Raw genomic sequence first — 25,484 nt, forward strand, 5'->3', positions numbered from 1 at the left:
CTGTGGGAGCGGGTTTACCCGCGAATGGGCGGCAAAGCCGCCCCGGGGGTATCAGCTGCGTTCAGGCTGGAAGCGCACCACGAAGCCCTTGAGGCTGTTCTGGCGGTTGATGGCGTCACGCACGCGCTCGGCCTCGGCGCGCTCGATCAGCGGCCCGACGTACACCCGGTTCATGCCACCCGCCGAGCGGATATAGGCGTTGTAACCCTGGCTACGCAAGGTTTGCTGGAGTTTTTCGGCACCGGCACGGTTGGACAGGCTGGCCAACTGGATCGCCCAGCTGACCGGCAGGCCATTGACATCGATCTTCGACGGCGCCGCTGGCGCGGCCGGCTTGGCTGCCGGCTGAGGCTCGACCTTGGCCACGGGCGCCTGCGGCTTGGCCGGCTGGGGCTGCACTTGTACCTGGGGCTGGGTCTGCGGCGACGGTGTAATCGGCTGGCTGGGCGTGCTCGCCGGTGCCGTGGACTCGTCCACCACCACCGGTGGCTGTTGCGGCTCAGCCGGAATAGCCTGCGGTTCCGGCACGGCGACCGGCTCCACCTTCACTTCCGGCAAGTTTGGCATGGCCGGTGCCTGCGGGGCCTCGACGTGCACCTGGCGCATCTCGTCCTCGCGGGTGAACAGCATCGGCAGGAAGATAACCGCCAGCGCCACCAGCACCAACGCACCCACCATGCGCTGTTTCATCCCTTTATCCAGCACTGCCATCTACTCCACCCTCCTGGGCGTGCCGCTCCAGCCATTCCAGCGCCTGGGCAACACAGAAAAACGAACCGAACAGCAAGATCTGGTCATCCGCCGTCGCCTGCGCGCATTGCCCTTCAAGGGCGGCGCCGACGCTGGCATAAGACTTCACCGCTGCGCCGACGTTCGTCAAGGCCGTTACCAGTTCCGCAGCCGGGCGGCTGCGCGGGGTATCCAGTGGCGCTACCGCCCAATCGTCGACCAGGCCCTGCAGCGGCGCGACAACGCCACCCAGGTCCTTGTCGGCGAGCAGACCGAACACCGCCAGGCGGCGCCCCTTGAGCGGCCGGGCCGCCAGGCGCCGGGCCAGGTACTCTGCAGCATGCGGGTTGTGCCCGACATCCAGCAACAGCTCCACCGGCTTGCCCTGCCAGCTCAGCAGGCGACGGTCGAGGCGGCCAGTGATGCGCGTATCCAGCAGCGCCTGGCGAATCTGCCCGGCGTCCCAGGGCAGGCCCATCAGCAGGTAGGCCTGCAGGGCCAGCGTGGCGTTTTCCATGGGCAGGTCGAGCAAAGGCAGGTCATGCAGCTCTACCTGCGCACCATCGGCCGCAGTACCCCGCCAGCTCCAGTGGCCATCGGCACTGGCCAGGTCGAAGTCACGCCCACGCAGGAACAGCGGCGCAGCCAGTTCGGCAGCCTTGTCCAGCAGCGGCTGAGGCGGATCCAGGTCACCGCACAGTGCCGGCTTGCCCTGACGGAAGATGCCGGCCTTCTCGAAGGCCACCAACTCGCGGGTATCCCCCAGGTAATCGACATGGTCGACACCGATGCTGGTCACCAGAGCCAGGTCGGCATCCACCACGTTCACGGTGTCCAGACGGCCACCAAGACCCACTTCCAGTACCACGGCATCCAGTTGCGACTGGTAGAACAACCAGAACGCGGCCAGGGTGCCCATCTCGAAATAGGTCAGGGAAATTTCGCCCCGTGCCGCCTCGACGGCGGCGAAGGCTTCGCACAGGCGCTCATCGCTGGCTTCCTGGCCGTCGATCAGCACCCGCTCGTTGTAACGCAACAGGTGCGGCGAGCTGTACACGCCCACCTTGAGCCCCTGGGCTTGCAGTAGCGAGGCCACGAAGGCGCAGGTCGAGCCCTTGCCGTTGGTGCCGGTCACCGTCACCACGCGCTGCGCCAGCTTGCCCAGCGCCAGCCGGGCAAGCACCTTCTGCGACCGCTCCAGGCCCATGTCGATGGCCGAGGGGTGCAACTGCTCGAGGTAGGCGAGCCATTCGCCCAGGGATCGTTGTTTCATCACGCGACGGCAGCCGCCTCACGCGCTTGCTCCGGGGTTTCCTGGCCGGTCATCTGCGCCAGCAGACGGGCCAGACGCGGGCGCAGTTCGCCACGGGCGATGATCAGATCGATGGCGCCGTGTTCCAGCAGGAACTCGCTGCGCTGGAAGCCTTCCGGCAGCTTTTCGCGCACGGTCTGCTCGATCACGCGCGGGCCGGCGAAGCCGATCAGTGCCTTCGGCTCGCCAACGATCACGTCACCGAGCATGGCCAGGCTGGCGGAAACACCACCGTACACCGGGTCGGTCAGTACCGAGATGAACGGGATGCCTTCTTCGCGCAGGCGTGCCAGCACGGCCGAGGTCTTGGCCATCTGCATCAGCGAGATCAGCGCTTCCTGCATGCGCGCACCGCCAGAGGCGGAGAAGCACACCATCGGGCAGCGGTGCTCCAGGGCGTAGTTGGCCGCGCGCACGAAGCGCTCGCCGACGATGGCGCCCATGGAGCCGCCCATGAACGAGAACTCGAAGGCGCTGACCACGATCGGCATACCCATCAAGGTGCCGCTCATGGAGATCAGGGCGTCCTTCTCGCCGGTCTGCTTCTGCGCGGCAGTCAGGCGGTCCTTGTACTTCTTGCCATCACGGAACTTCAGGCGGTCGACCGGCTCCAGGTCGGCGCCCAGTTCGGCACGGCCATCGGCGTCGAGGAAGATGTCGATGCGCGCACGTGCGCCGATGCGCATGTGGTGGTTGCACTTGGGGCAGACATCCAGGGTCTTTTCCAGCTCCGGACGATACAGCACGGCCTCGCAGGCCGGGCACTTGTGCCACAGGCCTTCAGGCACCGAGCTCTTCTTCACCTCGGAACGCATGATCGAAGGGATCAGTTTGTCGACTAACCAGTTGCTCATGCTTTCTTTCTCCAGTATTGGCAGGCATGGGCCGGTGTCGCCGGCCCTGCCCTGCCCTTGAGCTCAAAATCTTTTATGAAACGATGATGGACCGGCCGCCGGGACTTCCAGCGCGCCACCCCACCGCTAATGTATTGTTCTGCCGCCACAGGCTCGGGCGGCTGCCCCGCAGGGCTGCGAAAGCTATGGACGATGGCGCGCAGCCAGCCGTCACATCTGCCATCACGCCTGTTTCACCGCACGCATGAAGGCCTCGATCTTCGCCGCGTCCTTGATGCCCTTGGCTTGCTCCACGCCGCCACTGACATCCACTGCATACGGCCGCACCTGGGCGATGGCCTGGCCAACGTTGTCGGCAGACAGCCCGCCCGCCAGAATGATCGGCTTGCTCAGGCGCGCCGGCACCAGCGACCAGTCGAACGCTTCACCGGTGCCTCCGGGCACACCCGGCACATAGGTGTCCAGCAGGATGCCGCGGGCACCGGCGTAAAGCTGGCAGGCCGCCTCCAGGTCGTCGCCCGGGCGCACGCGCAGGGCCTTGATCCAGGGGCGGTGGTAGCCTTCGCAGTCCTGCGGGGCTTCGTCGCCGTGGAACTGTAGCAGGTCCAGCGGAACCACTTCGAGGATCTCGTTCAGCTCGCAACGCGAGGCGTTGACGAACAGCCCGACCGTGGTCACGAACGGCGGCAGCTCGGCGATGATCGCGCGCGCCTGGCGCACGTCCACGGCGCGCGGGCTCTTGGCATAGAAGACCAGGCCGATGGCATCGGCACCCGCTTCAGCAGCGGCAAGTGCGTCTTCGATGCGGGTAATCCCGCAGATCTTGCTGCGAACATTGCTCATGGACAGCGAACCCTGCTTGTTACGGTGAAAGGCCGGATGTTAGCAAATGACTTTTCGCCCGTCAGTCTGCCAATGCCTCGTAGCCGGTCAAAAAGTGTGGGCCGATGTAACGCTTGGGCAGCGCGTACTCCTCGGGGTACTCCACCTGCACCAGGTAGAGGCCGTACGGGTGCGCCGTGACCCCGCCTTCGCGGCGGTTGCGCCCCTCCAGCACCTCACGCGCCCAGGTGACCGGGCGCTCGCCGGCACCAATGGTCATCAGTACACCGGCAATGTTACGCACCATGTGGTGCAGGAAGGCCGTGGCGCGCACGTCCAGCACGATCATCTGGCCATGGCGGGTGACGCGCAGGTGATAGATGTGCTTGATCGGCGATTTGGCCTGGCACTGGCTGGCGCGGAAGGCACTGAAGTCATGGGTACCGAGCAGAAACTGCGCGGCTTCGGCCATGCGCTCGACATCCAGCGGTCGGTGGTTCCAGGTGACTTCCTCGGCCAGGTGCGCCGGGCGGATCGGGTCGTTGTAGATGACGTAGCGGTAACGCCGGGCGCAGGCCTTGAAACGGGCATGGAAGTCGGCCGGCATCGGCCGCGACCAGACCACGCTGATGTCATGGGGCAGGTTGAAGTTGGTGCCCATGGTCCAGGCGCGTTCGTCGCGCACGGCGCGGGTGTCGAAGTGCACGATCTGCCCGCAGCCATGCACACCGGCGTCGGTGCGCCCGGCGCAGATGACCGAGATCGGCTCGTTGGCCACCTTGGACAGCGCCTGCTCCAGGGCCTGCTGGACACTGGGCACGCCACTGGCCTGGCGCTGCCAGCCACGGTAGCGCGCGCCCTTGTATTCCACGCCCAGGGCGATGCGGGAGTAGCCTTCGGCCGCGGACTCGGCGGCGGTGTCGATGATGTCCAAGAGCATGAAACCTGTGGGGGTGTACGGAATGGCGGGGATTATAACGACAACGGCAGCCGTGTAGGGCTGTGGGAGCGGCCTTGTGTCGCGAAAGGGCCGCATAGCGGCCCCGGCGATATCGGCGGTATGACTGAAATCCTGGGGCCGCTTTGCGGCCCTTTCGCGACACAAGGCCGCTCCCACAATGACCGCGCTGGAGCCAATATTGGCTCCAACTTTCAGACCAACCGGGAGAGCATGTCCTCGGCTTCCTGGCGCTGGCTGTCGTCGCCATCCTTGACCACTTCATCGAGGATGTCGCGCGCCCCCTGGTTGTCGCCCATGTCGATATAGGCGCGAGCCAGGTCAAGCTTGGTGGCCACTTCGTCGCTGCCGGAGAAGAAGTCGAAGTCCAGGTCGTCCAGTGGCTCAGGCTCGGGCTGGGCAGCCGCGTCTTCGCTGGTGAAGTGTGGCTCCAGCGACGGCGACTCGAGGCTCTGCGACAGCTTGTCCAGTTCGGCGTTGACGTCGTCCAGTTCCGAGGCAAAGCTCTTGGCCGCCGGCGAATCGTCTTCCAGCGACAACGACAGGTCGAAGTCGGATGGCAGGTCGAACTCGGAAAGCGGATCGAACGCTGGTTCGCTGTCGAAGGCAGCCAGCTCGGCAGCGACATCCACCGGGGTTTCGTTGACCGCAGCCGGGGCGGCCGGGGCAACCGGTTCGCTGATATCGAGGTCGAAATCGGACAGATCCACAGCAGGCTGTGGCTCGGCCTGGGCCAGCATGGCCTCGAAATCGGCGTCGGCATCGGCCTGTAGCTCGGCATCCACGGCAAACGGCGCTTCTTCCGACTGGGCTGCTCCCAGCGCGGGTTCATCCAGTACCGGCTCGTCGAGTACAGGTTGCTGCGTCACCGGTTCGTCCAGCAGCGGCGCTGCCAGCGGGTCTTCGTCAGGCAGGTCTTCACCCAGGCTCAGGTCGAAGGCACTGTCCAGGCCCTGCTCGTCCAGGCCCGGCGCATCGAGGGTCGGCGCTTCGTCGAAGGCATCCAGCTCAGCATCCAATTCAACTTCAGGCTCGAGCACGGCCTCAGGTTCGGCCTGCGCGACGGCCTCTGGCTCGAACGCCGGCAGTTCCTCGGGCGCCGCCTCGGCAACCACGGGCGTTTCAGGCTGATCCAGCAGCAGTTCCTGCACGTACTGCTCATCCATCTCGGCAGCCAGGGCCGCCGCACCCAAGCCGGCTGCGGCCAGGCCAAGCATGGCCGGGTAGCGCTCTTTCAGCCCGGCAACCGCTGCGCTGTTCTGCTCGCTGGCAGGCAGCTTGCGCTCCTGCTCGACGAACGCGCTCTGGTCACCCTGGCGGGCGTACACGTCCATCAGTTTCAGGCGCAGATCGTCACGCTGTGGCGCGGCGGCAACGGCAGGCTCCAGCAGGTCGGTAGCGCGGTTCAGGCGGCCTTCGGCCACGCATTGCTCGACCTCCGCCAACAGCGCGGCGTGGGGGTCGGCTTGCGCTTCAGGCTGCGCTTCGACGGCGGGTGCCGCCGGTTTTTCCGCGGCGGCTGCAGCGGCAACCGAAGCAGCGACCACGGCCGGCGACAGGGTCACACTCGGGGCCGAGACCTCGACCCCATCGAGGCTTGCGCTATCGCTGTCGAAGCCTGCGCCTTGCTCTTCTTCGAGCGCCCGCGCCATGCGCAGGTGCTTTTCAGCCTCCTGCTGAGCCTTGCGCTTGCGCGCCAGCAACAACAGCAGAAGCAGCAGCACGAGGAAGGCACTACCGGCGATCAGCCCAAGCAACAGCGGGTTGCCCATGATTTCGTCGACCACGCTGCCGGCAGGTGCAACCTCGGCGGCTGGCACCGGCTTGGGTGCGCTATCGACGGCAGCGGGCGCAGGCTTGACCACCGGCTGGACCGGGGCAGCCGCACCCTGGGCTTCAAGGCGGGCCAGCTGGTTGTTCTTCAGCTCGATCAGACGCTGCAGCTTGTCCAGCTGGCTCTGCAGATCGGCCATGCGGCTCTTGAGTTCTTCGTTGTCGCGACGGCTGGTGTCCAGGCTTTCCTGGGCCACCGCCAGTTTGTCGCTGAGGGCCTTGGCCTGGTCGGCACCGGCCTGGTTGCCCGGGCTGACCAGGCGCAGGTTGTCGCCCTGGGCGATACGCGCAGGCGCTGCCTCGGCCGCCCCGCGACGGGTGGCGTCCAACTGGCGGGCCCGCGGCCCCAGGCGGCGGCCTTCACGCCAAGCGGCATACTGCTCGGCCACCTCAGCGGTCGCCTCGCCCTGCGGGATATTCTGGATCTGCTGCTGGTCGGGCAGGCGCAGCACCTGGCCAACCTTCAGCTGGTTGATGTTGTTGCCGATGAAGGCGTCCGGGTTCAGCGCCTGGATCGCGATCATGGTCTGCTGGATCGAGCCACCCTGGGTGTTGCGCGCGGCAATCTGCCACAAGGTGTCACGGCGCTGGGTGGTATAGCTGCCGGCACCGGTCACCGCCGGCGCGACGTTGCCAGCCGCCGGCTTGTCGCCCTGGGCCTTGGCCTGGTCGAGCAACACACTGTAGTCACGCAGCAGGCGCCCCTGCGGCCACATCACCTGGACCAGGAACTTTACCACCGGCCCCGGCAGCGGCTGGCTGGAGGTAACCCGCAGCACGCTCTTGCCGTTGGGGTTGATCACCGGTGTGAAGGTGAGGTCTTCGAGGTAAGTCGGCAGCGCCACCCCGGCCTTGCTGAACTCTTCCGGCGGTGCCAGGCTCGGCGCCACTTCGGCGGCGGTGAGGTCGCGCACGTCGAGCAGCTCGATCTCGGCGTCCAGCGGCTGATTCTGTGCCGACTTGAGAGTCAGCTCCCCCAGGCCCAGGGCATTCGCCATGCCCGACGACAGCGCCGATGCTGCAGCCATGGCCAGAACCAGTTTGCGAATTCGAAGCATGACCTCTTCCCTTGTATGAAGCGTCCTGAAACCTGCATGCGGAGCAGGACAAAAGTGCTCGCCAGTATCTTTTACGGCATGTGTTTAATCAACAATTGCGCCACTTGCACGGCATTGAGCGCGGCGCCTTTTCGTACGTTGTCGGTGGTCAGCCAGAGGTTGAGCTGCTGGTCTTCATCAACACCGTGCCGTACACGACCAACATAGACCACGTCTTGGCCCACTGCGTCGCCAACCGGGGTCGGATAATCATCGCGCTCCACCAGCTCGACGCTGTCGGCCGCCTCGAGGGCCTGGTTGACCGCATCCAGGTCTACCGGGCGACGGCTCTGCACCGCCACACTGAAGCTATCGCCAAAAAACACCGGGACTTGAACGCAGCTCACGGAAATCTTCAGCTCAGGCAGGCCCAGCAGCATACGCAGTTCGCTGACCAGGCGGTGCTCCAGCGCCGTGTGGCCGTGCTCATCGGCGGTGCCGACCTGGGCCAACAGGTTGAACGCCACCTGGCGGTCGAAGAAGCGCGGCTCCAGCGGTCGGGCATTGAGCAGCTCGGCGGTTTGCCGGGCCAGTTCGTTGACCGCTTCACGGCCTTGCGCGGACACCGCCAGCGCGGCCATTACCTGCACCCGTTCGATATCCAGCAGCCCCTTGAGCGGTGCCAGCGCCACGGCCAGGGCAACCGCAGCCGAGCACGGGCTGACGATGCGGGCGGGCAATGCCAGGCCAGCCAGGCGTTCGGCGTTGGCTTCAGGCACCAGGGCCAGGGCGTCGTCCAGGCCAGCGGACAGGTCGATGACCGTGCAGCCTGCCTGCAGCGCCTTGCTGGCAAAGCTGCGGCTGACCGCGGCGCCTGCGGCGAAGAAGGCCAGCTTGACCTGGGCGAAGTCGAAGCTGTCCACTTCGCGCACCTTCAGCTTCTTGCCGGCGAACATCACGCTGCTGCCCGCCGATTCCATGCTGGCCAGCAGGTGCAGGGTGGCGACCGGGAAATCCAGCTCTTCGAGGATCTGCACCAGGGCTTCACCGACGCTGCCGGTGGCGCCGACGACGGCGATGTCCAAAGGGTGTGTCATGGAAGGGATCCTTTTGCTGAAAACGGCGGGGGCGGCACTTTACTTGGATTGTAGGCGTTTGTCTTCGTTGACCCTATGGCGGGTATGACAGGCCCCGCATTTGAATGGGTGATGGCCGCTGGGGGGCGTGAGATATTTGGCGCCTGTTAGATCGAGCGCCGCCCGCGCGGCGCATCGCGAGCGAAGCTCGCTCCTACATTTGTTTCGGGCCAATTTATCCTGTGGGATTTGCGCGCGAATGCTTTGGGCATGACGCGAAATTGTGTCGTACAAACAAGGCGGTCGCGCGCACCTGCCACAGGCTTGACTGGCCCGAAACAAATGTAGGAGCGAGCTTCGCTCGCGATGCGCCGCGCGGGCGGCGCTCGATCTAACAGGCGCTGAAAATGCCGTGGCGAGCACCTTGCAGCCAAAACACTTCCCCAGACCAAAAAAAACCCGCGCTGTCACCAGCGCGGGTTTTCGGTCAAACCGGAACGATCAACGCTCCAGCAGAATCCGCAGCATGCGGCGCAGCGGTTCGGCCGCGCCCCACAGCAGCTGGTCACCGACGGTGAACGCGCCCAGATACTGCGAACCCATGTTCAGCTTGCGCAGGCGGCCAACCGGAATGTTCAGGGTACCGGTAACCTTGGTCGGGCTCAGCTCCTGCATGCTGATTTCACGCTGGTTCGGCACCAGCTTCACCCAAGGGTTGTGCTGGCTGATCATGCCTTCGATGTCGGCCAGTGGCACGTCCTTGTTCAGCTTGATGGTCAGCGCCTGGCTGTGGCAACGCATGGCGCCGATGCGCACGCAGATACCGTCGACCGGGATCGGGCTCTTGAAGCGGCCGAGGATCTTGTTGGTCTCGGCCTGGGCCTTCCACTCTTCACGGCTCTGGCCGTTCGGCAGTTCCTTGTCGATCCACGGGATCAGGCTGCCAGCCAGCGGTACGCCGAAGTTCTCGGTCGGGAACGCTTCGCTGCGCATGGCCTCGGCAACCTTGCGGTCGATGTCGAGGATGGCGCTGGCCGGGTTGGCCAGGTCATCGGCAACGGCAGCATGGGTAGCCCCCATCTGCTTGATCAGCTCGCGCATGTTCTGTGCGCCGGCACCCGAGGCCGCCTGGTAGGTCATGGCGCTCATCCACTCGACCAGGCCGGCTTCGAACAGGCCGCCCAGGCCCATCAGCATCAGGCTGACGGTGCAGTTGCCGCCGATGTAGTTCTTGGTACCGGCGTCCAGCTGCTGGTCGATGACCTTGCGGTTGACCGGGTCGAGGATGATCACCGCGTCATCCTGCATGCGCAGGGACGAAGCGGCGTCGATCCAGTAGCCCTGCCAGCCGGCTTCACGCAGCTTGGGGAAGACCTCGTTGGTGTAGTCGCCGCCCTGGCAGGTCAGGATCACGTCGAGGGTCTTGAGTTCTTCAATCGAATAAGCGTCCTTGAGCGGAGCTGTATCCTTGCCCACGTTCGGGCCCTGGCCGCCAACATTGGAGGTGGTGAAGAACACCGGCTCGATAAGGTCGAAATCCTGCTCCTCCAGCATCCGCTGCATGAGCACGGAACCGACCATACCGCGCCAACCGATCAGACCTACACGTTTCATCGCAACTACACCTTTGCTAAAAGTGGGCCGCCACCGGGAATTTTGGGTGGCGGGCCAGAGAGATTACAGATTCCGCAGCGCTGCGACTACTGCGTCGCCCATTTCCTGCGTACCAACTTTGCGACAGCCTTCGGAGAAGATGTCGCCGGTGCGCAAGCCCTGGTCCAGGACCAGGCTCACGGCCTTCTCGATTGCCTCGGCGGCAGCCGACTGATTGAAGCTGTAACGCAGCATCATCGACACCGACAGGATGGTCGCCAGCGGGTTGGCAATGCCAAGGCCGGCGATGTCCGGCGCCGAGCCGTGGCACGGCTCGTACATGCCCTTGTTGTCGGCATCCAGCGACGCCGAAGGCAGCATGCCGATGGAACCGGTCAGCATGGAAGCCTCATCCGACAGAATGTCACCGAACATGTTGTCGGTCACCATCACATCGAACTGCTTGGGCGCACGCACCAGCTGCATGGCAGCGTTGTCGACGTACATGTGGCTCAGTTCCACATCCGGGTAGTCCTTGGCCACGTCCTCGACCACTTCACGCCACAGCTGGCTGGAAGCCAGGACGTTGGCCTTGTCCACCGAGCACAGCTTCTTGCCACGCACGCGGGCCATGTCGAAGCCGACACGGGCAATGCGGCGCACTTCGCTTTCGCTGTACGGCAGGGTGTCGTAGGCCTGGCGCTCGCCGCCTTCCAGCTCGCGCTGGCCACGCGGGGCACCGAAGTAGATACCGCCGGTCAGCTCACGGACGATGAGGATGTCCAGGCCCGAAACGATCTCTGGCTTGAGCGACGAGGCATCGGCCAGTTGCGGATAGAGGATGGCCGGGCGCAGGTTGGCGAACAGGCCCAGTTGCGAACGGATTTTCAGCAGGCCGCGCTCCGGGCGGATGTCACGCTCGATCTTGTCCCACTTCGGCCCGCCCACGGCGCCCAGCAGCACGGCATCGGCCTTGCGCGCACGCTCCAGGGTCTCGTCGGCCAGCGGCACGCCGTGCTTGTCGATGGCGGCGCCACCGATCACGTCGTGCTCCAGGTTGAAGCCGAGCTGGAACTTGTCGTTGGCCAGCTCCAGCACCTTGACCGCCTCGGCCATGATTTCCGGACCGATACCGTCACCTGGGAGAATCAGAATCTGCTTGCTCATGCTTTCCTCTATCCATTCACGCGGTGCGGCCAAACGGGCCCCACCGAAAAGTTCTTAACGCTCGGCCCACAACACCAGCACATCGGTGCTGAACGAGCCATCGGCCTCGATCTGGTAATACTGCCGTACTTCTTCGCCCATGGCTTGCTGCAATTGGCGGATGGCCACGCGCATAGGCTCGGGGGTACGCATGCGCTCGACCCAACTGCCGAACTCCAGGCGCAGCGGCTGGCGGGTGTGGCTACGTACGTGCAGGCCGGCTTCGCTGACCTGGCGTTGCCATTCGGCGGCGGAGTAGTCGCGCACGTGGCTGGTGTCGCGCAGCACTTCGACCGTTTGCAGGTAGGTGTCGAGCAGCGGGCTGCCCGGCGACATGACGTCGATGAACGCTGCCACGCCACCCGGCTTGAGCACCCGACGCACCTCGCGCAGGGCCAGGCCCAGGTCGCTCCAGTGGTGGGCAGAGTAGCGGCTGAAGACAAAATCGAACGAAGCGTCGGCGAACGGCAGGCGTTCGGCGGCACCGCGTTCGGTGCTGATATTGGCCAGGCCGCGCTCGGCGGCGGCACTGGCGACCACGTCGAGCATGGCTTGCGAGAGGTCGTAGGCGACCACTTCGGCGACCAGCGGGGCGACATGGAAGCTGACATGACCGGCACCGCAGCCCAGGTCGAGCACGCGGGCATCGCCCTGCCCCGCCAGCGCGGCCTGCAGCAGGGCGAATTCACTGCCCTGGGCGTGCACGGCGCTGCTGAGGTAGGCGTTGGCCTGTTCGCCGAACTGGCGTTGGACCACATCGGTGTGCTGGGTGCTGGTCATGTCTCGATCCTTTGTTTTTTTGCTGCCTGTACCGGCCCTTTCGCGGGCGTGCCCGCTCCCACAGGTACAGCGCTGCTCTCAGGGCTGGTGATATCCCTGTGGGAGCGGGCGTGCCCGCGAAGAGGCCGGTACTGTTACCTGCACACTTCAGGCATCACGGAACAGCCAAGGCTGCCCGGCGCGGTGCTTGCCTTCGAAGGCCTTGATCGCATCGCTGTCCTGCAGGGTCAGACCGATGTCGTCCAGACCGTTGAGCAGGCAGTGCTTGCGGAACGCATCGATCTCGAAGTGCAGTACCTTGCCATCCGGGCGGGTCACCGCCTGCGCCTGCAGGTCGATGGTCAGCTGGTAGCCCGGGTTGGCTTCGACCTGCTTGAACAGCTCGTCGACTTCCTCGTCACTGAGGATGATCGGCAGCAAGCCGTTCTTGAAGCTGTTGTTGAAGAAGATGTCGGCAAAGCTTGGCGCGATGACGCTGCGGAAGCCGTACTCGTCCAGCGCCCATGGGGCGTGCTCACGGCTGGAGCCGCAACCGAAGTTCTCCCGTGCCAGCAACACGCTGGCACCCTGGTAGCGTTCGTGGTTGAGCACGAACTCCTTGTTCAGCGGGCGCTTGCTGTTGTCCTGGTAAGGCTGGCCCACGTCCAGGTAACGCCACTCGTCGAACAGATTGGGGCCGAAGCCGGTGCGCTTGATCGACTTGAGAAACTGCTTGGGGATGATCTGGTCGGTGTCGACGTTGGCACGGTCCAACGGCGCGACAAGGCCAGTGTGCTGGGTAAAGGCTTTCATGCTGCGCTCCCTTGGATCAACTCGCGGACATCGATGAAGTGGCCGGTCACCGCGGCGGCGGCGGCCATGGCCGGGCTGACCAGGTGGGTACGGCCACCGGCGCCCTGACGGCCTTCGAAGTTGCGGTTGGAGGTGGACGCGCAGTGCTCGCCGCTCTCCAGGCGGTCCGGGTTCATCGCCAGGCACATCGAGCAGCCTGGTTCACGCCATTCGAAACCGGCTTCGAGGAAGATCTTGTCCAGGCCTTCACGCTCGGCCTGGGCCTTGACCAGGCCCGAGCCCGGTACCACCAGCGCCTGCTTGACGTTGGCAGCAACCTTGCGGCCCTTGGCGATTTCGGCGGCAGCGCGCAGGTCTTCGATGCGCGAGTTGGTGCACGAGCCGATGAATACGCGGTCGAGCTTGATATCGGTGATCGCCTGGTTGGCGGCCAGCCCCATGTACTTGAGGGCACGCTCGATCGAACCACGCTTGATCAGGTCAGGCTCGGCAGCCGGGTCCGGCACGCGCTGGTCGACGGCGAGGACCATCTCCGGCGAGGTGCCCCAGCTGACCTGCGGCTTGATTTGCGCAGCGTCGAGCTCGACCACGGTGTCGAACACCGCGTCAGCGTCGGAAACCAGGCCTTTCCAGGCTTCGACCGCCTGCTTCCACTGCTCGCCCTTCGGCGCGTACGGGCGGCCTTCGACGTAGGCAACGGTGGTGTCGTCCACCGCCACCAGGCCAACGCGGGCGCCAGCCTCGATGGACATGTTGCAGATGGTCATGCGGCCTTCCATCGACAATTCGCGGATGGCGCTGCCAGCAAATTCCATGGCGTGGCCGTTACCACCGGCGGTACCGATCTTGCCGATCACGGCCAGTACGATGTCCTTGGCGGTAACGCCGGCAGGCAACTGGCCTTCCACGCGTACCAGCATGTTCTTCATCTTCTTGGCGACCAGGCACTGGGTAGCGAGCACATGCTCGACCTCGGAGGTGCCGATGCCATGGGCCAAGGCACCGAAGGCGCCGTGGGTGGAGGTGTGCGAGTCACCGCAGACCACGGTCATGCCAGGCAAGGTGGCACCCTGCTCCGGGCTGATGACGTGGACGATACCCTGACGCTCGTCGTTCATCTTGAATTCGACGATGCCATATTCGTCACAGTTCTCGTCGAGGGTCTGCACCTGCAGGCGCGACACCTGGTCGACGATGGCTTCGATACCACCCTTGCGCTCTGGCGTGGTCGGTACGTTGTGGTCTGGCGTGGCGATGTTGGCGTCGATGCGCCAGGGTTTGCGGTTGGCCAGGCGCAGGCCTTCGAAGGCCTGGGGCGACGTCACTTCGTGGATGATGTGGCGGTCGATGTAGATCAAGGACGAGCCGTCATCACGGCGCTTGACCTCATGGGCTTCCCAGAGTTTGTCGTAGAGCGTTTTGCCAGCCATCAGACTGTTCCTCATCAGCGTCTTTCTATGCCAAAGACCCCTTGGCTTGTACGGACGATGCTATGGCGATAGATTGAATAACTCAAATTCATAATTTTCATGCTTTGCATAACCATCAGGAATTCAAGCAATGGACCTGGCCAACCTCAGCGCTTTCATCGCCATCGCCGAAACCGGCAGCTTCTCTGGCGCCGGCGAGCGGCTGCACCTGACCCAGCCGGCCATCAGCAAACGCATCGCCGGCCTGGAGCAGCAGCTGGATGTGCGCCTGTTCGACCGCCTGGGCCGTGAGGTAACCCTGACTGAAGCCGGGCGCGCCTTGTTGCCACGGGCCTACCAGATTCTCAATGTGCTCGATGATACCCGCCGGGCGCTGACCAACCTGACCGGGGAAGTGAGCGGTCGCCTGACCCTGGCCACCAGCCACCACATCGGCCTGCACCGCCTGCCGCCGCTGCTGCGAACCTTCACCCGTCAGTACCCGGCCGTGGCACTGGATATCCAGTTCATGGATTCGGAACAGGCCTACGACGAGATTCTGCATGGCCGCGCCGAGATTGCCGTGATCACCCTGGCGCCCGAGCCGCACCACCTGGTCAAGGCCGTGCCAGTATGGGACGACGCGCTGGACTTCGTCGCCGCCCCCGAGCACCCGCTGGCCAACAACCATGCGGTCAGCCTGGCCGATGTCGCCCGTCACCCGGCCGTGTTCCCCGGCGGCAACACCTTTACCCACCATATTGTCCAGCGCCTGTTCGAAAGCCAGGGCCTGACGCCGAACATCGCCATGAGTACCAATTATCTGGAAACCATCAAGATGATGGTGTCGATCGGCCTGGCCTGGAGCGTGCTGCCGCGCACCATGCTCGACGAACAGGTTGCACCCATCGCCTTGCCGGGCATACAGCTGTCGCGCCAGCTAGGCTACATTTTGCACACGGAGCGTACGCTATCGAACGCAGCCAGGGCATTCATGGCCCTGCTCGACAGCCACGCGGGGCCCGCCTGACCGGTCGTCAGCCCGGTATTGCCACCTCCAAGGACGCGTCATACGCCAAAGGTCTGGTACCGATGCCCAAATCAGTTAACCGCTTTTTGCGCCTGCCGCGTATACCAGCGGCCGACCCCCAGGAGTCGGAACAGGCCTGGCAGAACGCCCCGCAACTGCTGGCCGCGCTCAACGGCGCGCGGCTGGGTGCCTGGCTATGGGATATCGACAGCGGCCGGGTCAGCTGGTCGCGAGGCACCCAGGCCCTGTTCGGCTTCGACCCGCAGCGCCCGCTACCCGCCGATGTCGACTACCTCGACCTGTTGCCCGAGGAAGACCGCGCGCGCACACGCCAGGTGTTCCAGGCGGTGTTCAACGGCGAACCCGTGGAACAGGCCATGCGCCATCGCATCCGCTGGCCGGACGGTAGCCTGCACTGGCTGGAAATCAATGGCAGCCTGACCCACGACCCAAATGGTCGGCCCCAGATGATCGGGGTGATCCGCGAAATCACCCGTCAGCGCGAACGGGAAACGGCGCTGATCAATTCGGAAAAACGCTTCGCCACCCTGTTCCACCTCAGCCCTAATGCCATTTTGCTCACCCGCCGCCACGACGGCATGATCTTCGAGGTCAACCAGCACTTCGAAGACATGTTCGGCTGGCCCGGCAGCCAGGTGATCGGCAAGACCAGCCTGGAGCTGGGCCTGTGGGTCAACCCCGAACAGCGCCACCAGTTGCTGGAGTCGACCCGGGCCAATAGTGGCCCGCTGATCCTGGAAGTACAGTTCCGCGCCGTCAGCGGCAAGGTGCACGACGGCATTCTCTGCACCCAGGGCATCGAGCTGGAGGGTGTGACCTTCCTCCTCAGCACCTTTATCGACACCACCGATCGCAAACGCGCCGAGCAGGCCCTGAAGGACAGCCAGGAGCGCCTGGACCTGGCCCTGGACTCGGCACAGCTGGGGACCTGGGACTGGCATATCCCCAGCGGCATGCTCTACGGCTCGGCCCGCGCCGCGCAGTTGCACGGCCTGCCGCCCATCCCCTTTCACGAATCGTTCGACGCATTTTTCGAAGGGGTACCGGAGCAAGAACGCAACTCGATGCGCCAGGCCTACCGCAGCCTGCGCGAAGGGCCTGCCGGCAACTACCAGATCACCTACCGGGTGCAACTGGAAAACGGCATCTCGCGCTACATCGAAAGCCGCGCCCGACTGTACCGCGACGAGCAGGGCAACCCGCTGCGCATGGCCGGCACCTTGCTCGACATCACTGACCAGGTTGAGCGAGAACAGCGCCTGAGCGCCTCGGAAGAGAAGTTCGCCAGCCTGTTCCAGGTCAGCCCCGACCCGATCTGCGTCACCCGCCAGGACACCGGCCAGTTCATCGAGATCAACCCGGCGTTCACCCAGACCTTCGGCTGGAGCACCGACCAGGTGATCGGCCGCACCGCCGAGGAAATCGGCCTGTGGGCGGAGTCCATCGAGCGCGCACAACGCATCGAGCGGGTAATCCGCGAGCAGGCCCTGAGCAACGTCGCCGTGGTGGTCAACCACCGCAATGGCGCACCGCTGACCTGCGTGATTTCCAGCCGCCTCATCACCGTCGACGACCAGCCCTGCAGCGTCACCACCCTGCGCGACATCACCCAGCAGCAGCGCGCCGAGGCGGCGCTCAAGTCCAGCGAGGAGAAGTTTGCCAAGGCCTTCCACTCCAGCCCCGACGCCATCACCATCACCGAACGCCACAGCGGTCGTTACCTGGAAATCAACGACGGCTTCTGCCGCCTGACCGGCTACGACGCCACCGAAGTGGTCGGCCACACGGTGTACGAGATCGGCATCTGGGCCGACGACAAGCAGCGCGCCGCCCTGCTGGCCGAATTGCGCGAGCGTGGCCGGGTGCACCACCGCGAGATGCTCGGGCGCAACAAGCGTGGCGATATCCTCACCGTAGAGGTTTCGGTGGAGCCGATCACCCTCAACGAGGTGGACTGCCTGCTGCTGACCGCCCGCGATGTCAGCCAGCTGAAAAATGCCCAGGCGCAGATTCGCCACCTGGCCTACCACGACCCGCTGACCAACCTGCCCAACCGTGCCCTGCTGATGGACCGCCTGAGCCAGCAGATCGCCCTGCTCAAGCGCCACAACCTGCGCGGCGCCCTGCTGTTCCTCGACCTCGACCATTTCAAGCACATCAACGACTCGCTGGGCCACCCGGTGGGCGACACGGTGCTGAAGATCATCACTGCGCGCCTGGAAGCCAGCGTGCGCCTGGAAGACACCGTGGCGCGCCTGGGTGGCGACGAGTTCGTGGTATTGCTCAGCGGCCTGGAAGGCAGCCGCGAGCTGGTCGAAGAAAAAGTCCGCGGGCTGGCCGACACCCTGCGCGAACTGCTGGCCGAACCGATGTCGCTGGACGGCCAGCGCCTGCAGGTAACCCCCAGCATTGGCGTCGCGCTGATCCCTGACCACGGCGCCACCCCGGCCGACCTGCTCAAGCGTGCCGATATCGCCCTGTATCGGGCCAAGGATTCCGGGCGCAATACCACTCAGTTGTTCCACACCACCATGCAGAAGGCCGCCAGCGAGCGCCTGCGCATGGAAAACGACCTGCGCCTGGCCCTGGCCCGTGGCGAACTGGCGCTGCACTTCCAGCCACAGGTGGATGCCCGCGACAACCGCATCGTCGGCGCCGAGGTGCTGCTGCGCTGGCATCACCCGCAACTGGGTCAGCAGCCGCCTGCGCAATTCATTCAGGTACTGGAAGAAAGCGGCCTGATCCTTGAAGTTGGCAGCTGGATCCTTGACGAAGCTTGCGATGCCTGCGCGCGCATGCTCGGCGACGGGCTGATCGACGCCGACGATTTCAGCCTGTGCGTGAACATCAGTCCACGGCAGTTCCGCCAGAACGACTTTGTCGGGCGGGTGCTGCGCAGCCTGGACGATTACCGCCTGCCACGGCAGATGCTGAAGCTGGAAATTACCGAAGGGATCGTCATCCAGAACCTGGAAGACACCATCAGCAAGATGCGCGAGCTGAAGCGCTACGGGGTGAGCTTTGCCATGGATGATTTCGGCACCGGCTACTCCTCGCTTACCTACCTCAAGCGCCTGCCGGTGGATACGCTGAAGATCGACCAGACCTTCGTGCGCGATGCGCCGGTGGACCCCAACGACGCCGAAATCGTCCGCGCCATCGTCGCCATGGCCCGCAGCCTGGACCTGACGGTGATTGCCGAAGGGGTGGAGCTGACCGAACAACTGGAGTTCCTGGAGCGGCTGGGGTGCCACCTTTACCAGGGGTACTTGCACAGCCGGCCGCTGCCGCTGACGGAGTTTCGGCAGATGTTGCTGGAGGCGCCGGCGGATTACTGAAACCGATGCGGATGCGCTCCCACAAGGGAGGGGCAGCCTCAGGCGATGAGCACAAAAAAGGGCACCCCGAAGGGTGCCCTTTTTCACATCTGCACGATCAGTTCAGCGCTGGCTTGTCGCCGTTGATCGGAATGCGCTTGGCCTTGGCTTCTTCAGGCACGATGCGCAGCAGGTCGATGCTGAGCAGGCCATTGGCCAGGCCGGCGGCCTTGACCTCGATATGGTCGGCCAGGCGGAACGACAGTTTGAAGGCGCGTTGCGCGATCCCCTGATGCAGGTAGGTCACTTCAGCAGCGCTATTGTCGCGCTTGCCACCCGTCACGGTCAGGACGCCTTTTTCAACCTGCAGGTCGAGGTCGTCTTCCTGGAAACCGGCTGCGGCAACCACGATGCGGTAGTGGTCATCGCCATGCTTTTCAACGTTGTAGGGCGGGTAGCTGCTACCGGCCTCGTTACGTGCCGCGGACTCGAACAGGTCGTTGAAACGGTCGAAACCAACGGAATGGCGGAACAGTGGAGCGAGAGAGAAAGCGGTAGTCATGGTCATGAACTCCTGAGATTCAGCAAGTAAGTCATTACGCGACCCGACTTCGGCATCGCGTACTCAAGAGATATGGCCGAGGGAAATGCTTTCAAGGGGCGAGCAGAAAAAATCTGGATTTCTGCATTGGGCTTGTTGGCCTCTTCGCGGGCAAACCCGCTCCCACAGGGAGCTCACACATTCCAAAACCTGCACCGAACCTGTGGGAGCGGGTTCACCCGCGAAAGGGCCGGATCAGGCAACACAAGCTTCGAAGGAAGCCACCTCAACCCCCAGCAACCGGCTGATCCGCGCACAGTCATCCTCGCGCCGCAACTCGGCAAACAGCACCACCGCTTCGGGATAACTGCGGGTCAGCATCGCCAGCCACTGCTTCATCCGCCCCGGCGCATAGCGCGGCGACAACTTGGCCTGGGCCTGACGCCAGAACTCACGCAGCAACGGCAGCAGATCGTCCCAGCTCATCGGCTGGTACTCCCGCCCATCACGCGCCGCGGCAATCTGCAGTCCCAGGTCGGGGCGCGAGACCAGCCCACGGCCCAGCATGATGTCTTCGGCGCCGCTGACCTCACGACAGCGCCGCCAGTCGTCCACGGTCCAGATCTCACCATTGGCGAACACAGGTACCTTGACCACATCCTGCACCCGCGCCACCCACTCCCAGTGGGCCGGCGGCTTGTAGCCCTCGACCTTGGTCCGGGCATGCACCACCAGGTGTGCCGAGCCGCCTTCGGCCAGCGCCGTGGCGCACTCCAGGGCGCCATCGGGGCTGTCGAAGCCCAGGCGCATCTTCGAGGTGACCGGGATATCCGCCGGTACGGCACGGCGCACCTCACGCACAATGGCATGCAGCAGCTCCGGCTCCTTGAGCAGCACTGCGCCACCACGGGACTTGTTCACGGTCTTGGCCGGGCAACCGAAATTCAGGTCGATCACCGGCGCCCCCAGCTCGCAGGCCAGCGCGGCGTTTTCCGCCAGGCACACGGGGTCCGAGCCCAACAGCTGCACACGCATGGGCACCCCGGCGGCGGTGCGTGCGCCATTGCGCAACTCGGGCGCCAGCTTGTCGAACGAGGAAGGCGGCAGCAGGCGGTCGCACACGCGAATGAACTCGGTGACGCACCAGTCGATACCGCCGACGCGGGTCAGCACGTCGCGCAGGATGTTGTCGACCAGCCCCTCCATGGGGGCCAGGGCAATTTGCATGTCGGGGTCTCGGCGGAAAAGCCGGCAGTCTAACAAAAATTGCCGGTGTTTCAGGCGCCGATCAGCGCCGGGCCATAACCATCGAGGAACTCCGCCGGCATGCGCCTGGGCTTGCCGCTGGACAGCTCGATACAGGCAAAGGTGGTCTGGGCGCGCAGCAAGGTCACGCCGTCGCGCGGGCGCTTGAGCTGGAAGCGCCGGGTCATGCGCAGGCGCTGGTCCCAGTCGATGATCCAGGTGGCCAGTTGCAGCTCATCATCCTCATAGGCAGCGGCCAGGTAGTCGATTTCGTGGCGCACCACGGCCATGGCCCGGTCCAACCGGCGATATTCGGCCAGATCCAGGCCCAGGCGCTGGGAGTGGCGCCAGGCGCAGCGCTCCAGCCAGGTGACGTAGACCGCGTTGTTGGCGTGGCCAAGGCCGTCGATATCCTCGGTTCCAACGCGCAGGTCGATGACGAAGGGTGTTGCCAGGTCCCAACTCATGTTCGCTTCCTTGGAGCAAAAGTGGATTTAGCAGGGACCGCCGGGGGAAAGTCCAGCCCTTCTGCGTAAGTCAGGCACTTTGCCGGGCTGGTGCACCAGCCCGGGCCAGCAGCTCCAGCACCGCTTCACTCAGGCGTGGATCGGACAGCACCCGCTGGTGGCCACCCGCCTCCAGCAGCATCAGGCGGCTATCGAACCAGGCCTTGTGGATCAACTGGGCCTCATCGGCTGCCACCAAGGCATCATCGGCGGCATGCACTACCAGCCCTGGCAACTCCAGCTGGTAACCGGCTACATCCAGCCGCGCAATCGGCATGCCCACATCCCGCTCCACCTGACGAATGAACGCTGCCCGCGCCCGCGCTGGCAGCCCCAGGCGATGGGCAAAGCCCCGCAGTACGCCCAGCAGGCGCGCCGGGGCTGCAATGCTCACCGCCGCTTCCGTGCGCAAACCCATCTGCAGGGCCAGCAATACACTGGCACCGCCCATGGAATGGCCAATCACCGCACGCAGCGGCGGCAGCTCTGCGGCAGCCTCCAGCAGCGCCCGGGCAAACAGCACCACATTTGCCTGCTCGCCGGGCGAACGCCCATGCCCCGGCCCTTCCAGCGACACCACCGTGTGCCCGGCCTGGACCAAGGTTTCGATCAACGCGGCAAACTGGGTCGGGCGCCCTTCCCAGCCATGCATCAGCAGCACGGTCGGCCCCTTGCCCCAGCGCAGCGCCGACAAGCCGAAGCGCAGGGTAATGCGCTCGGCGCTGGCCAGCACGGGCAACTCCCAATCCCGCGGCGGCAGGTTGCGCGGGGTCATGAAGGCACGGCGCATCTTGCCCGCGACGTGCTCGGGGACCAGGTGGCCCAGGGTGCCATTGACACCACGAATCCAGCTCAGGGTAGTCATCGCCATGCTCCAGGGTTAAAGCACCGCCGATTTGGCGGCGCGCAGAATACGATCAGACAGCTCGCTGCTGCCCAGGGCACGGGCCAGCGCCAGGCCGCCAACCATCAGCGCCAGGTCGGCCAAGGCCTTGTCGGCGTCCTCGGGGCGGTCGACCATGGCGGCAGCCATCAGCTCGATGTGCTCGGCCAACACCTCGCGGAAGGCCTCCGGCAGGCGCTGCATCTCGCCCAGCGAGTTAGGCAGCGGGCAGGCGTGCACTTCGGCATCACGGTGCTTGCGCGACAGGTAGAAGGCACTGGCCAGCGCCCGCCGCCCTGCGCCATCGAGGCTCGGGTCGATCTGGGCGAGCAAGGCGCGGCGCTCGCTCAGCAACTGGCGGAATGCTTCGAGCATCAACTCGTCCTTGCTGTCGAAGTGGGCATAGAAACCGCCAACGGTCAGACCAGCCGCACCCATGACCTGACTGACGCTAGGCTCGGCCGGGCCGTGCTGGATCAGCGCACTTCGCGCCGCCTCGAGAATGCGTTCGCGGGTTCTGCTCTTCTTGTCGCTCATCAGGCCACTCGTCGATCAAAATATGATGATCGAAATATTATTCGCATAATATTTTTTGGCAAGCGGAATCTGCAGCCGCCTGTCGGTCGCTGAATTTTGCGGAGGGGAGAAAAACAAAAGGCCCATTCAATAATCGAATGAGCCTTCAAAGTCCCGCAAAACGCGGGTAAACGTGGCGTCCCCTAGGGGACTCGAACCCCTGTTACCGCCGTGAAAGGGCGGTGTCCTAGGCCACTAGACGAAGGGGACGTAACCTTCGTGCCGATCCGCTTGTGCGAACCGCGGCAGAAATGGTGGAGCTAAGCGGGATCGAACCGCTGACCTCCTGCATGCCATGCAGGCGCTCTCCCAGCTGAGCTATAGCCCCGAAACAAAAGGCTCATCAGTAATCGACGAGCCTTTAAAGCCCTGCAAAACGCAGGAAAAGTGGCGTCCCCTAGGGGACTCGAACCCCTGTTACCGCCGTGAAAGGGCGGTGTCCTAGGCCACTAGACGAAGGGGACGTAACCTTCGTGCCGATCCGCTTACGCGAACCGCGGCAGAAATGGTGGAGCTAAGCGGGATCGAACCGCTGACCTCCTGCATGCCATGCAGGCGCTCTCCCAGCTGAGCTATAGCCCCGGATTTATAGCCTCTCGGCCCAGCGACATCATGAAACATCGCTTGTGCAAAACTGGCGTCCCCTAGGGGACTCGAACCCCTGTTACCGCCGTGAAAGGGCGGTGTCCTAGGCCACTAGACGAAGGGGACGAACCTTCTTACCTTCAAGACCCGGTTGCTGGACCCGGTCTTGCCCGACAGCCTTGGCTGCCAAGCGGAATTTGGTGGAGCTAAGCGGGATCGAACCGCTGACCTCCTGCATGCCATGCAGGCGCTCTCCCAGCTGAGCTATAGCCCCACAATGTCGCTTTGAACCGAAGCGCTGGCTGGGTGCCTGGCGTTTCGTTTTCGTTCATCGCTGTGGACGGGGCGCATATTAAGATCGGATTGCAGGGCTGTCAAACGAATTTTTCAAAATATTCAAAAAAATTTTCACAGATAACAATCACTTACTGCCCTGCCCTTACCAAAACTGAACAGTGGGCCATGTGGGAGCGGGTTTACCCGCGAATGCGCCGTTACACGCACCATCGTATTCGCGGGTGAACCCGCTCCCACAAGTTCGGCTTATAGCCCCAGGACCACTGTCAGGCGATCGAAGCCAGCAGCTTTTCCCACTCTTTGTTTTCTTTCTTCGACACACCACCCAGCAGGTCCAGGGCCTGGCGCAGGCGGTAGCGGGTCAGGTCCGGGCCAAGGATTTCCATCGCGTCCAGTACCGAAACCGAACTGGCCTGGCCGGTAATGGCGGCAAACATCAGCGGCATGGCGTCACGCAGCTTCAGTTCCAGCGCCTCGACTACCGCCTGGATGCAACCGGTGATGCGCTCCTTTTCCCACTGACGCAGGCTTTCGAGCTTCCAAAGGATCAACTGGATCACCTGGCGCACCTGGTCGGCCGACAGTTTCTTGCTTTCGAACAGCTTGGCATCCAGCTTCAGCGCGCCTTCGAAGAAGAACCCGCCCAGCGGAGCAACCTGGCTGAAGGTTTCCACCCGGCCCTGCACGTGTGGGGCAATCTTCATCATGTAGTCGCTGTTGAACGCCCACTTCTGCAGGCGCGCGGCGAACTCCTCGACCGGCAGTTCACGCAGCCACTGGCCGTTCAGCCAGGACAGCTTCTCGATGTCGAAGATCGGGCCGCCCAGCGAGATACGCGACAGGTCGAAGTGCTCGACCATCTCGGCCAGCGAGAACTTCTCGCGCTCGTCCGGCATCGACCAGCCCATGCGGCCCAGGTAGTTGAGCATCGCCTCGGGCATGAAGCCCATGCGCTCGTAGAACGTCACCGAGGTCGGATTCTTGCGCTTGGACAGCTTGGACTTGTCCGGGTTACGCAGCAGCGGCATGTAGCACAGCTTGGGCTGCTCCCAGCCGAAGTATTCGTACAGCTTGATCAGCTTGGGTGCCGATGGCAGCCACTCTTCGCCGCGCAGCACGTGGGTGATACCCATCAGATGGTCGTCGACCACGTTGGCCAGGAAGTACGTCGGCAGGCCGTCGTTCTTCATCAGCACCTGCATGTCCATGCGGTCCCACGGGATCTCGACATCACCACGCAGCATGTCCGGCACCACGCACACGCCTTCGCTCGGCACTTTCATGCGGATCACGTGCGGCTCGCCAGCGTCCAGACGGCGCTGCACTTCCTCGGCGCTCAGCAGCAGTGCGCGGCCGTCGTAGCGCGGGGTTTCACCACGGGCTTGCTGTTCGGCGCGCATCTGCTCCAGCTCTTCGGCGGTGCAGAAGCAGTAGAAGGCATGGCCGGCGTCAACCAGTTCCTTGGCGTACCTGGCGTAGATTTCGCCACGTTCGCTCTGCCGGTACGGGCCGTGCGGGCCGCCGACGTCCGGCCCTTCGTTCCATTCGATGCCGAGCCAACGCAGGGCATCGAAGATCTGCTGTTCCGACTCGCGCGTGGAGCGCAGCTGGTCGGTGTCTTCGATGCGCAGGATGAACTCACCGCCGTGCTGCTTGGCAAAGCAGTAGTTGAACAGGGCGATGTAGGCGGTGCCGACATGGGGGTCGCCGGTAGGCGATGGCGCGATACGCGTGCGTACGGTGGTCATGGAGGGTCTCGAACGAAAGATGAAACAAAGGCGGGATGTTAGCAGGAGGCAGGCACCGGGCTCCAGCGATGGCGCGAACGTCACCTGTATCCAGATCATCCGTGCCTGGTGCCGAGCAACTCGCAGGTGGCGGAGCGGCTGGGTAATGACAATGCGGCGCTGGGCAAGTTGAGCGAGATTACTCACCAGCAGGCGCTGAGCATGGTGGCGGTGTTATTGACGCGGAAGTTGCCAGAGGGACTGAAAGCGGAAGAAGCACATTGAGGCTATTTCAGATTTTATGCGGTCCCTGTGGGAGCGGGCGCGCCCGCGAACACCGGCGCAGCCGGTGCCA

General features: G+C 64.3%; 20 protein-coding genes, 6 tRNA genes and 1 pseudogene. 3 read left to right on the top strand and 24 right to left on the bottom strand.

What is annotated here, in order from left to right; genetic code table 11:
- Positions 1-51 precede the first annotated feature (51 nt).
- The 12 genes from J5M71_RS10860 to leuC form a co-directional block, all read right to left on the bottom strand.
- Positions 52-711 carry an SPOR domain-containing protein gene (locus tag J5M71_RS10860; protein WP_207832166.1) on the bottom strand — a complete coding sequence of 220 codons (660 nt, stop codon included), beginning with the start codon at positions 709-711 and terminating at the stop codon, positions 52-54.
- A complete protein-coding gene (gene folC / locus J5M71_RS10865) occupies positions 695-2,002 on the bottom strand; it encodes a bifunctional tetrahydrofolate synthase/dihydrofolate synthase (protein ID WP_207832168.1) in 1,308 nt (435 codons plus the stop codon). Before folC ends, J5M71_RS10860 begins: the two co-directional genes overlap by 17 nt.
- Positions 2,002-2,895 (bottom strand): acetyl-CoA carboxylase, carboxyltransferase subunit beta, encoded by an 894-nt coding sequence (gene accD / locus J5M71_RS10870; protein ID WP_063913799.1) that lies wholly within the window; start codon positions 2,893-2,895, stop codon positions 2,002-2,004. The genes folC and accD overlap by 1 nt, the downstream gene beginning before the upstream one ends.
- A 222-nt stretch (positions 2,896-3,117) precedes the next feature.
- Positions 3,118-3,738: a phosphoribosylanthranilate isomerase gene (locus J5M71_RS10875; RefSeq protein ID WP_207832170.1), complete on the bottom strand. Its 621-nt coding sequence runs from the start codon at positions 3,736-3,738 to the stop codon at positions 3,118-3,120.
- A 61-nt stretch (positions 3,739-3,799) separates the two neighbouring features.
- The gene (truA, locus tag J5M71_RS10880) at positions 3,800-4,657 is read right to left on the bottom strand and encodes a tRNA pseudouridine(38-40) synthase TruA (RefSeq protein WP_063913798.1); all 858 of its coding nucleotides are present in this window, start codon (positions 4,655-4,657) and stop codon (positions 3,800-3,802) included.
- A 212-nt stretch (positions 4,658-4,869) separates the two neighbouring features.
- Positions 4,870-7,566, bottom strand: coding sequence for a FimV/HubP family polar landmark protein (locus J5M71_RS10885; protein ID WP_207832172.1), 2,697 nt, complete (start codon positions 7,564-7,566; stop codon positions 4,870-4,872).
- A gap of 71 nt (positions 7,567-7,637) precedes the next feature.
- A complete protein-coding gene (locus J5M71_RS10890; protein WP_207832175.1) occupies positions 7,638-8,642 on the bottom strand; it encodes an aspartate-semialdehyde dehydrogenase in 1,005 nt (334 codons plus the stop codon).
- A gap of 480 nt (positions 8,643-9,122) precedes the next feature.
- Positions 9,123-10,235, bottom strand: a complete 1,113-nt coding sequence (gene asd / locus J5M71_RS10895) for an aspartate-semialdehyde dehydrogenase (protein ID WP_087502434.1) — start codon at positions 10,233-10,235, stop codon at positions 9,123-9,125.
- 63 nt (positions 10,236-10,298) lie between these two features.
- Entirely contained in the window at positions 10,299-11,381 is a 1,083-nt protein-coding gene (gene leuB / locus J5M71_RS10900; protein ID WP_015269433.1) for a 3-isopropylmalate dehydrogenase, read from the bottom strand.
- Positions 11,382-11,435: 54 nt separating this feature from the next.
- Complete coding sequence (locus tag J5M71_RS10905) at positions 11,436-12,200, bottom strand: class I SAM-dependent methyltransferase (RefSeq protein WP_063913794.1); 765 nt, start codon at positions 12,198-12,200, stop codon at positions 11,436-11,438.
- Between the two features lie 147 nt (positions 12,201-12,347).
- Entirely contained in the window at positions 12,348-12,992 is a 645-nt protein-coding gene (gene leuD, locus J5M71_RS10910) for a 3-isopropylmalate dehydratase small subunit (protein ID WP_054901139.1), read from the bottom strand.
- Positions 12,989-14,422: a 3-isopropylmalate dehydratase large subunit gene (gene leuC / locus J5M71_RS10915; RefSeq protein ID WP_013971600.1), complete on the bottom strand. Its 1,434-nt coding sequence runs from the start codon at positions 14,420-14,422 to the stop codon at positions 12,989-12,991. The genes leuD and leuC overlap by 4 nt, the downstream gene beginning before the upstream one ends.
- Positions 14,423-14,552: 130 nt before the next feature.
- Here leuC and J5M71_RS10920 point away from each other — a divergent pair, with 130 nt between their 5' ends.
- Positions 14,553-15,431 carry a LysR family transcriptional regulator gene (locus tag J5M71_RS10920; protein WP_063913792.1) on the top strand — a complete coding sequence of 293 codons (879 nt, stop codon included), beginning with the start codon at positions 14,553-14,555 and terminating at the stop codon, positions 15,429-15,431.
- Positions 15,432-15,493: 62 nt separating this feature from the next.
- The gene (locus J5M71_RS10925; protein ID WP_207832177.1) at positions 15,494-18,790 is read left to right on the top strand and encodes a bifunctional diguanylate cyclase/phosphodiesterase; all 3,297 of its coding nucleotides are present in this window, start codon (positions 15,494-15,496) and stop codon (positions 18,788-18,790) included.
- 97 nt (positions 18,791-18,887) lie between these two features.
- On the opposite strand, the gene J5M71_RS10930 is transcribed toward J5M71_RS10925, so the two are convergent.
- The 12 genes from J5M71_RS10930 to gltX form a co-directional block, all read right to left on the bottom strand.
- A complete protein-coding gene (locus J5M71_RS10930; protein ID WP_085625304.1) occupies positions 18,888-19,331 on the bottom strand; it encodes an Hsp20 family protein in 444 nt (147 codons plus the stop codon).
- Positions 19,332-19,565: 234 nt separating this feature from the next.
- Complete coding sequence (locus J5M71_RS10935; RefSeq protein WP_063913789.1) at positions 19,566-20,537, bottom strand: tRNA-dihydrouridine synthase; 972 nt, start codon at positions 20,535-20,537, stop codon at positions 19,566-19,568.
- A 50-nt stretch (positions 20,538-20,587) separates the two neighbouring features.
- A complete protein-coding gene (locus tag J5M71_RS10940; RefSeq protein WP_207832180.1) occupies positions 20,588-21,022 on the bottom strand; it encodes a thioesterase family protein in 435 nt (144 codons plus the stop codon).
- Between the two features lie 70 nt (positions 21,023-21,092).
- Positions 21,093-21,926 carry an alpha/beta fold hydrolase gene (locus J5M71_RS10945; protein ID WP_207832182.1) on the bottom strand — a complete coding sequence of 278 codons (834 nt, stop codon included), beginning with the start codon at positions 21,924-21,926 and terminating at the stop codon, positions 21,093-21,095.
- 15 nt (positions 21,927-21,941) lie between these two features.
- The gene (locus J5M71_RS10950; protein WP_207832184.1) at positions 21,942-22,481 is read right to left on the bottom strand and encodes a TetR/AcrR family transcriptional regulator; all 540 of its coding nucleotides are present in this window, start codon (positions 22,479-22,481) and stop codon (positions 21,942-21,944) included.
- A gap of 173 nt (positions 22,482-22,654) precedes the next feature.
- Positions 22,655-22,730 (bottom strand) — tRNA-Glu (locus J5M71_RS10955).
- A 42-nt stretch (positions 22,731-22,772) separates the two neighbouring features.
- Positions 22,773-22,848, bottom strand: a tRNA-Ala gene (locus J5M71_RS10960).
- A gap of 60 nt (positions 22,849-22,908) precedes the next feature.
- Positions 22,909-22,984, bottom strand: a tRNA-Glu gene (locus tag J5M71_RS10965).
- A 42-nt stretch (positions 22,985-23,026) separates the two neighbouring features.
- A tRNA-Ala gene (locus J5M71_RS10970) sits at positions 23,027-23,102 on the bottom strand.
- A gap of 53 nt (positions 23,103-23,155) precedes the next feature.
- Positions 23,156-23,231, bottom strand: a tRNA-Glu gene (locus J5M71_RS10975).
- A 72-nt stretch (positions 23,232-23,303) separates the two neighbouring features.
- Positions 23,304-23,379, bottom strand: a tRNA-Ala gene (locus J5M71_RS10980).
- A 289-nt stretch (positions 23,380-23,668) separates the two neighbouring features.
- Positions 23,669-25,150 (bottom strand): glutamate--tRNA ligase, encoded by a 1,482-nt coding sequence (gltX, locus tag J5M71_RS10985; RefSeq protein WP_025338230.1) that lies wholly within the window; start codon positions 25,148-25,150, stop codon positions 23,669-23,671.
- A gap of 105 nt (positions 25,151-25,255) precedes the next feature.
- On the opposite strand from gltX, the pseudogene J5M71_RS10990 reads away from it, so the two are divergent.
- Positions 25,256-25,414, top strand: a pseudogene (locus tag J5M71_RS10990) (EmrB/QacA family drug resistance transporter); the annotation flags it as partial.
- Positions 25,415-25,484: the final 70 nt, after the last annotated feature.

The organism is Pseudomonas sp. 43(2021), from assembly GCF_017490805.1.
GTDB lineage: Bacteria > Pseudomonadota > Gammaproteobacteria > Pseudomonadales > Pseudomonadaceae > Aquipseudomonas.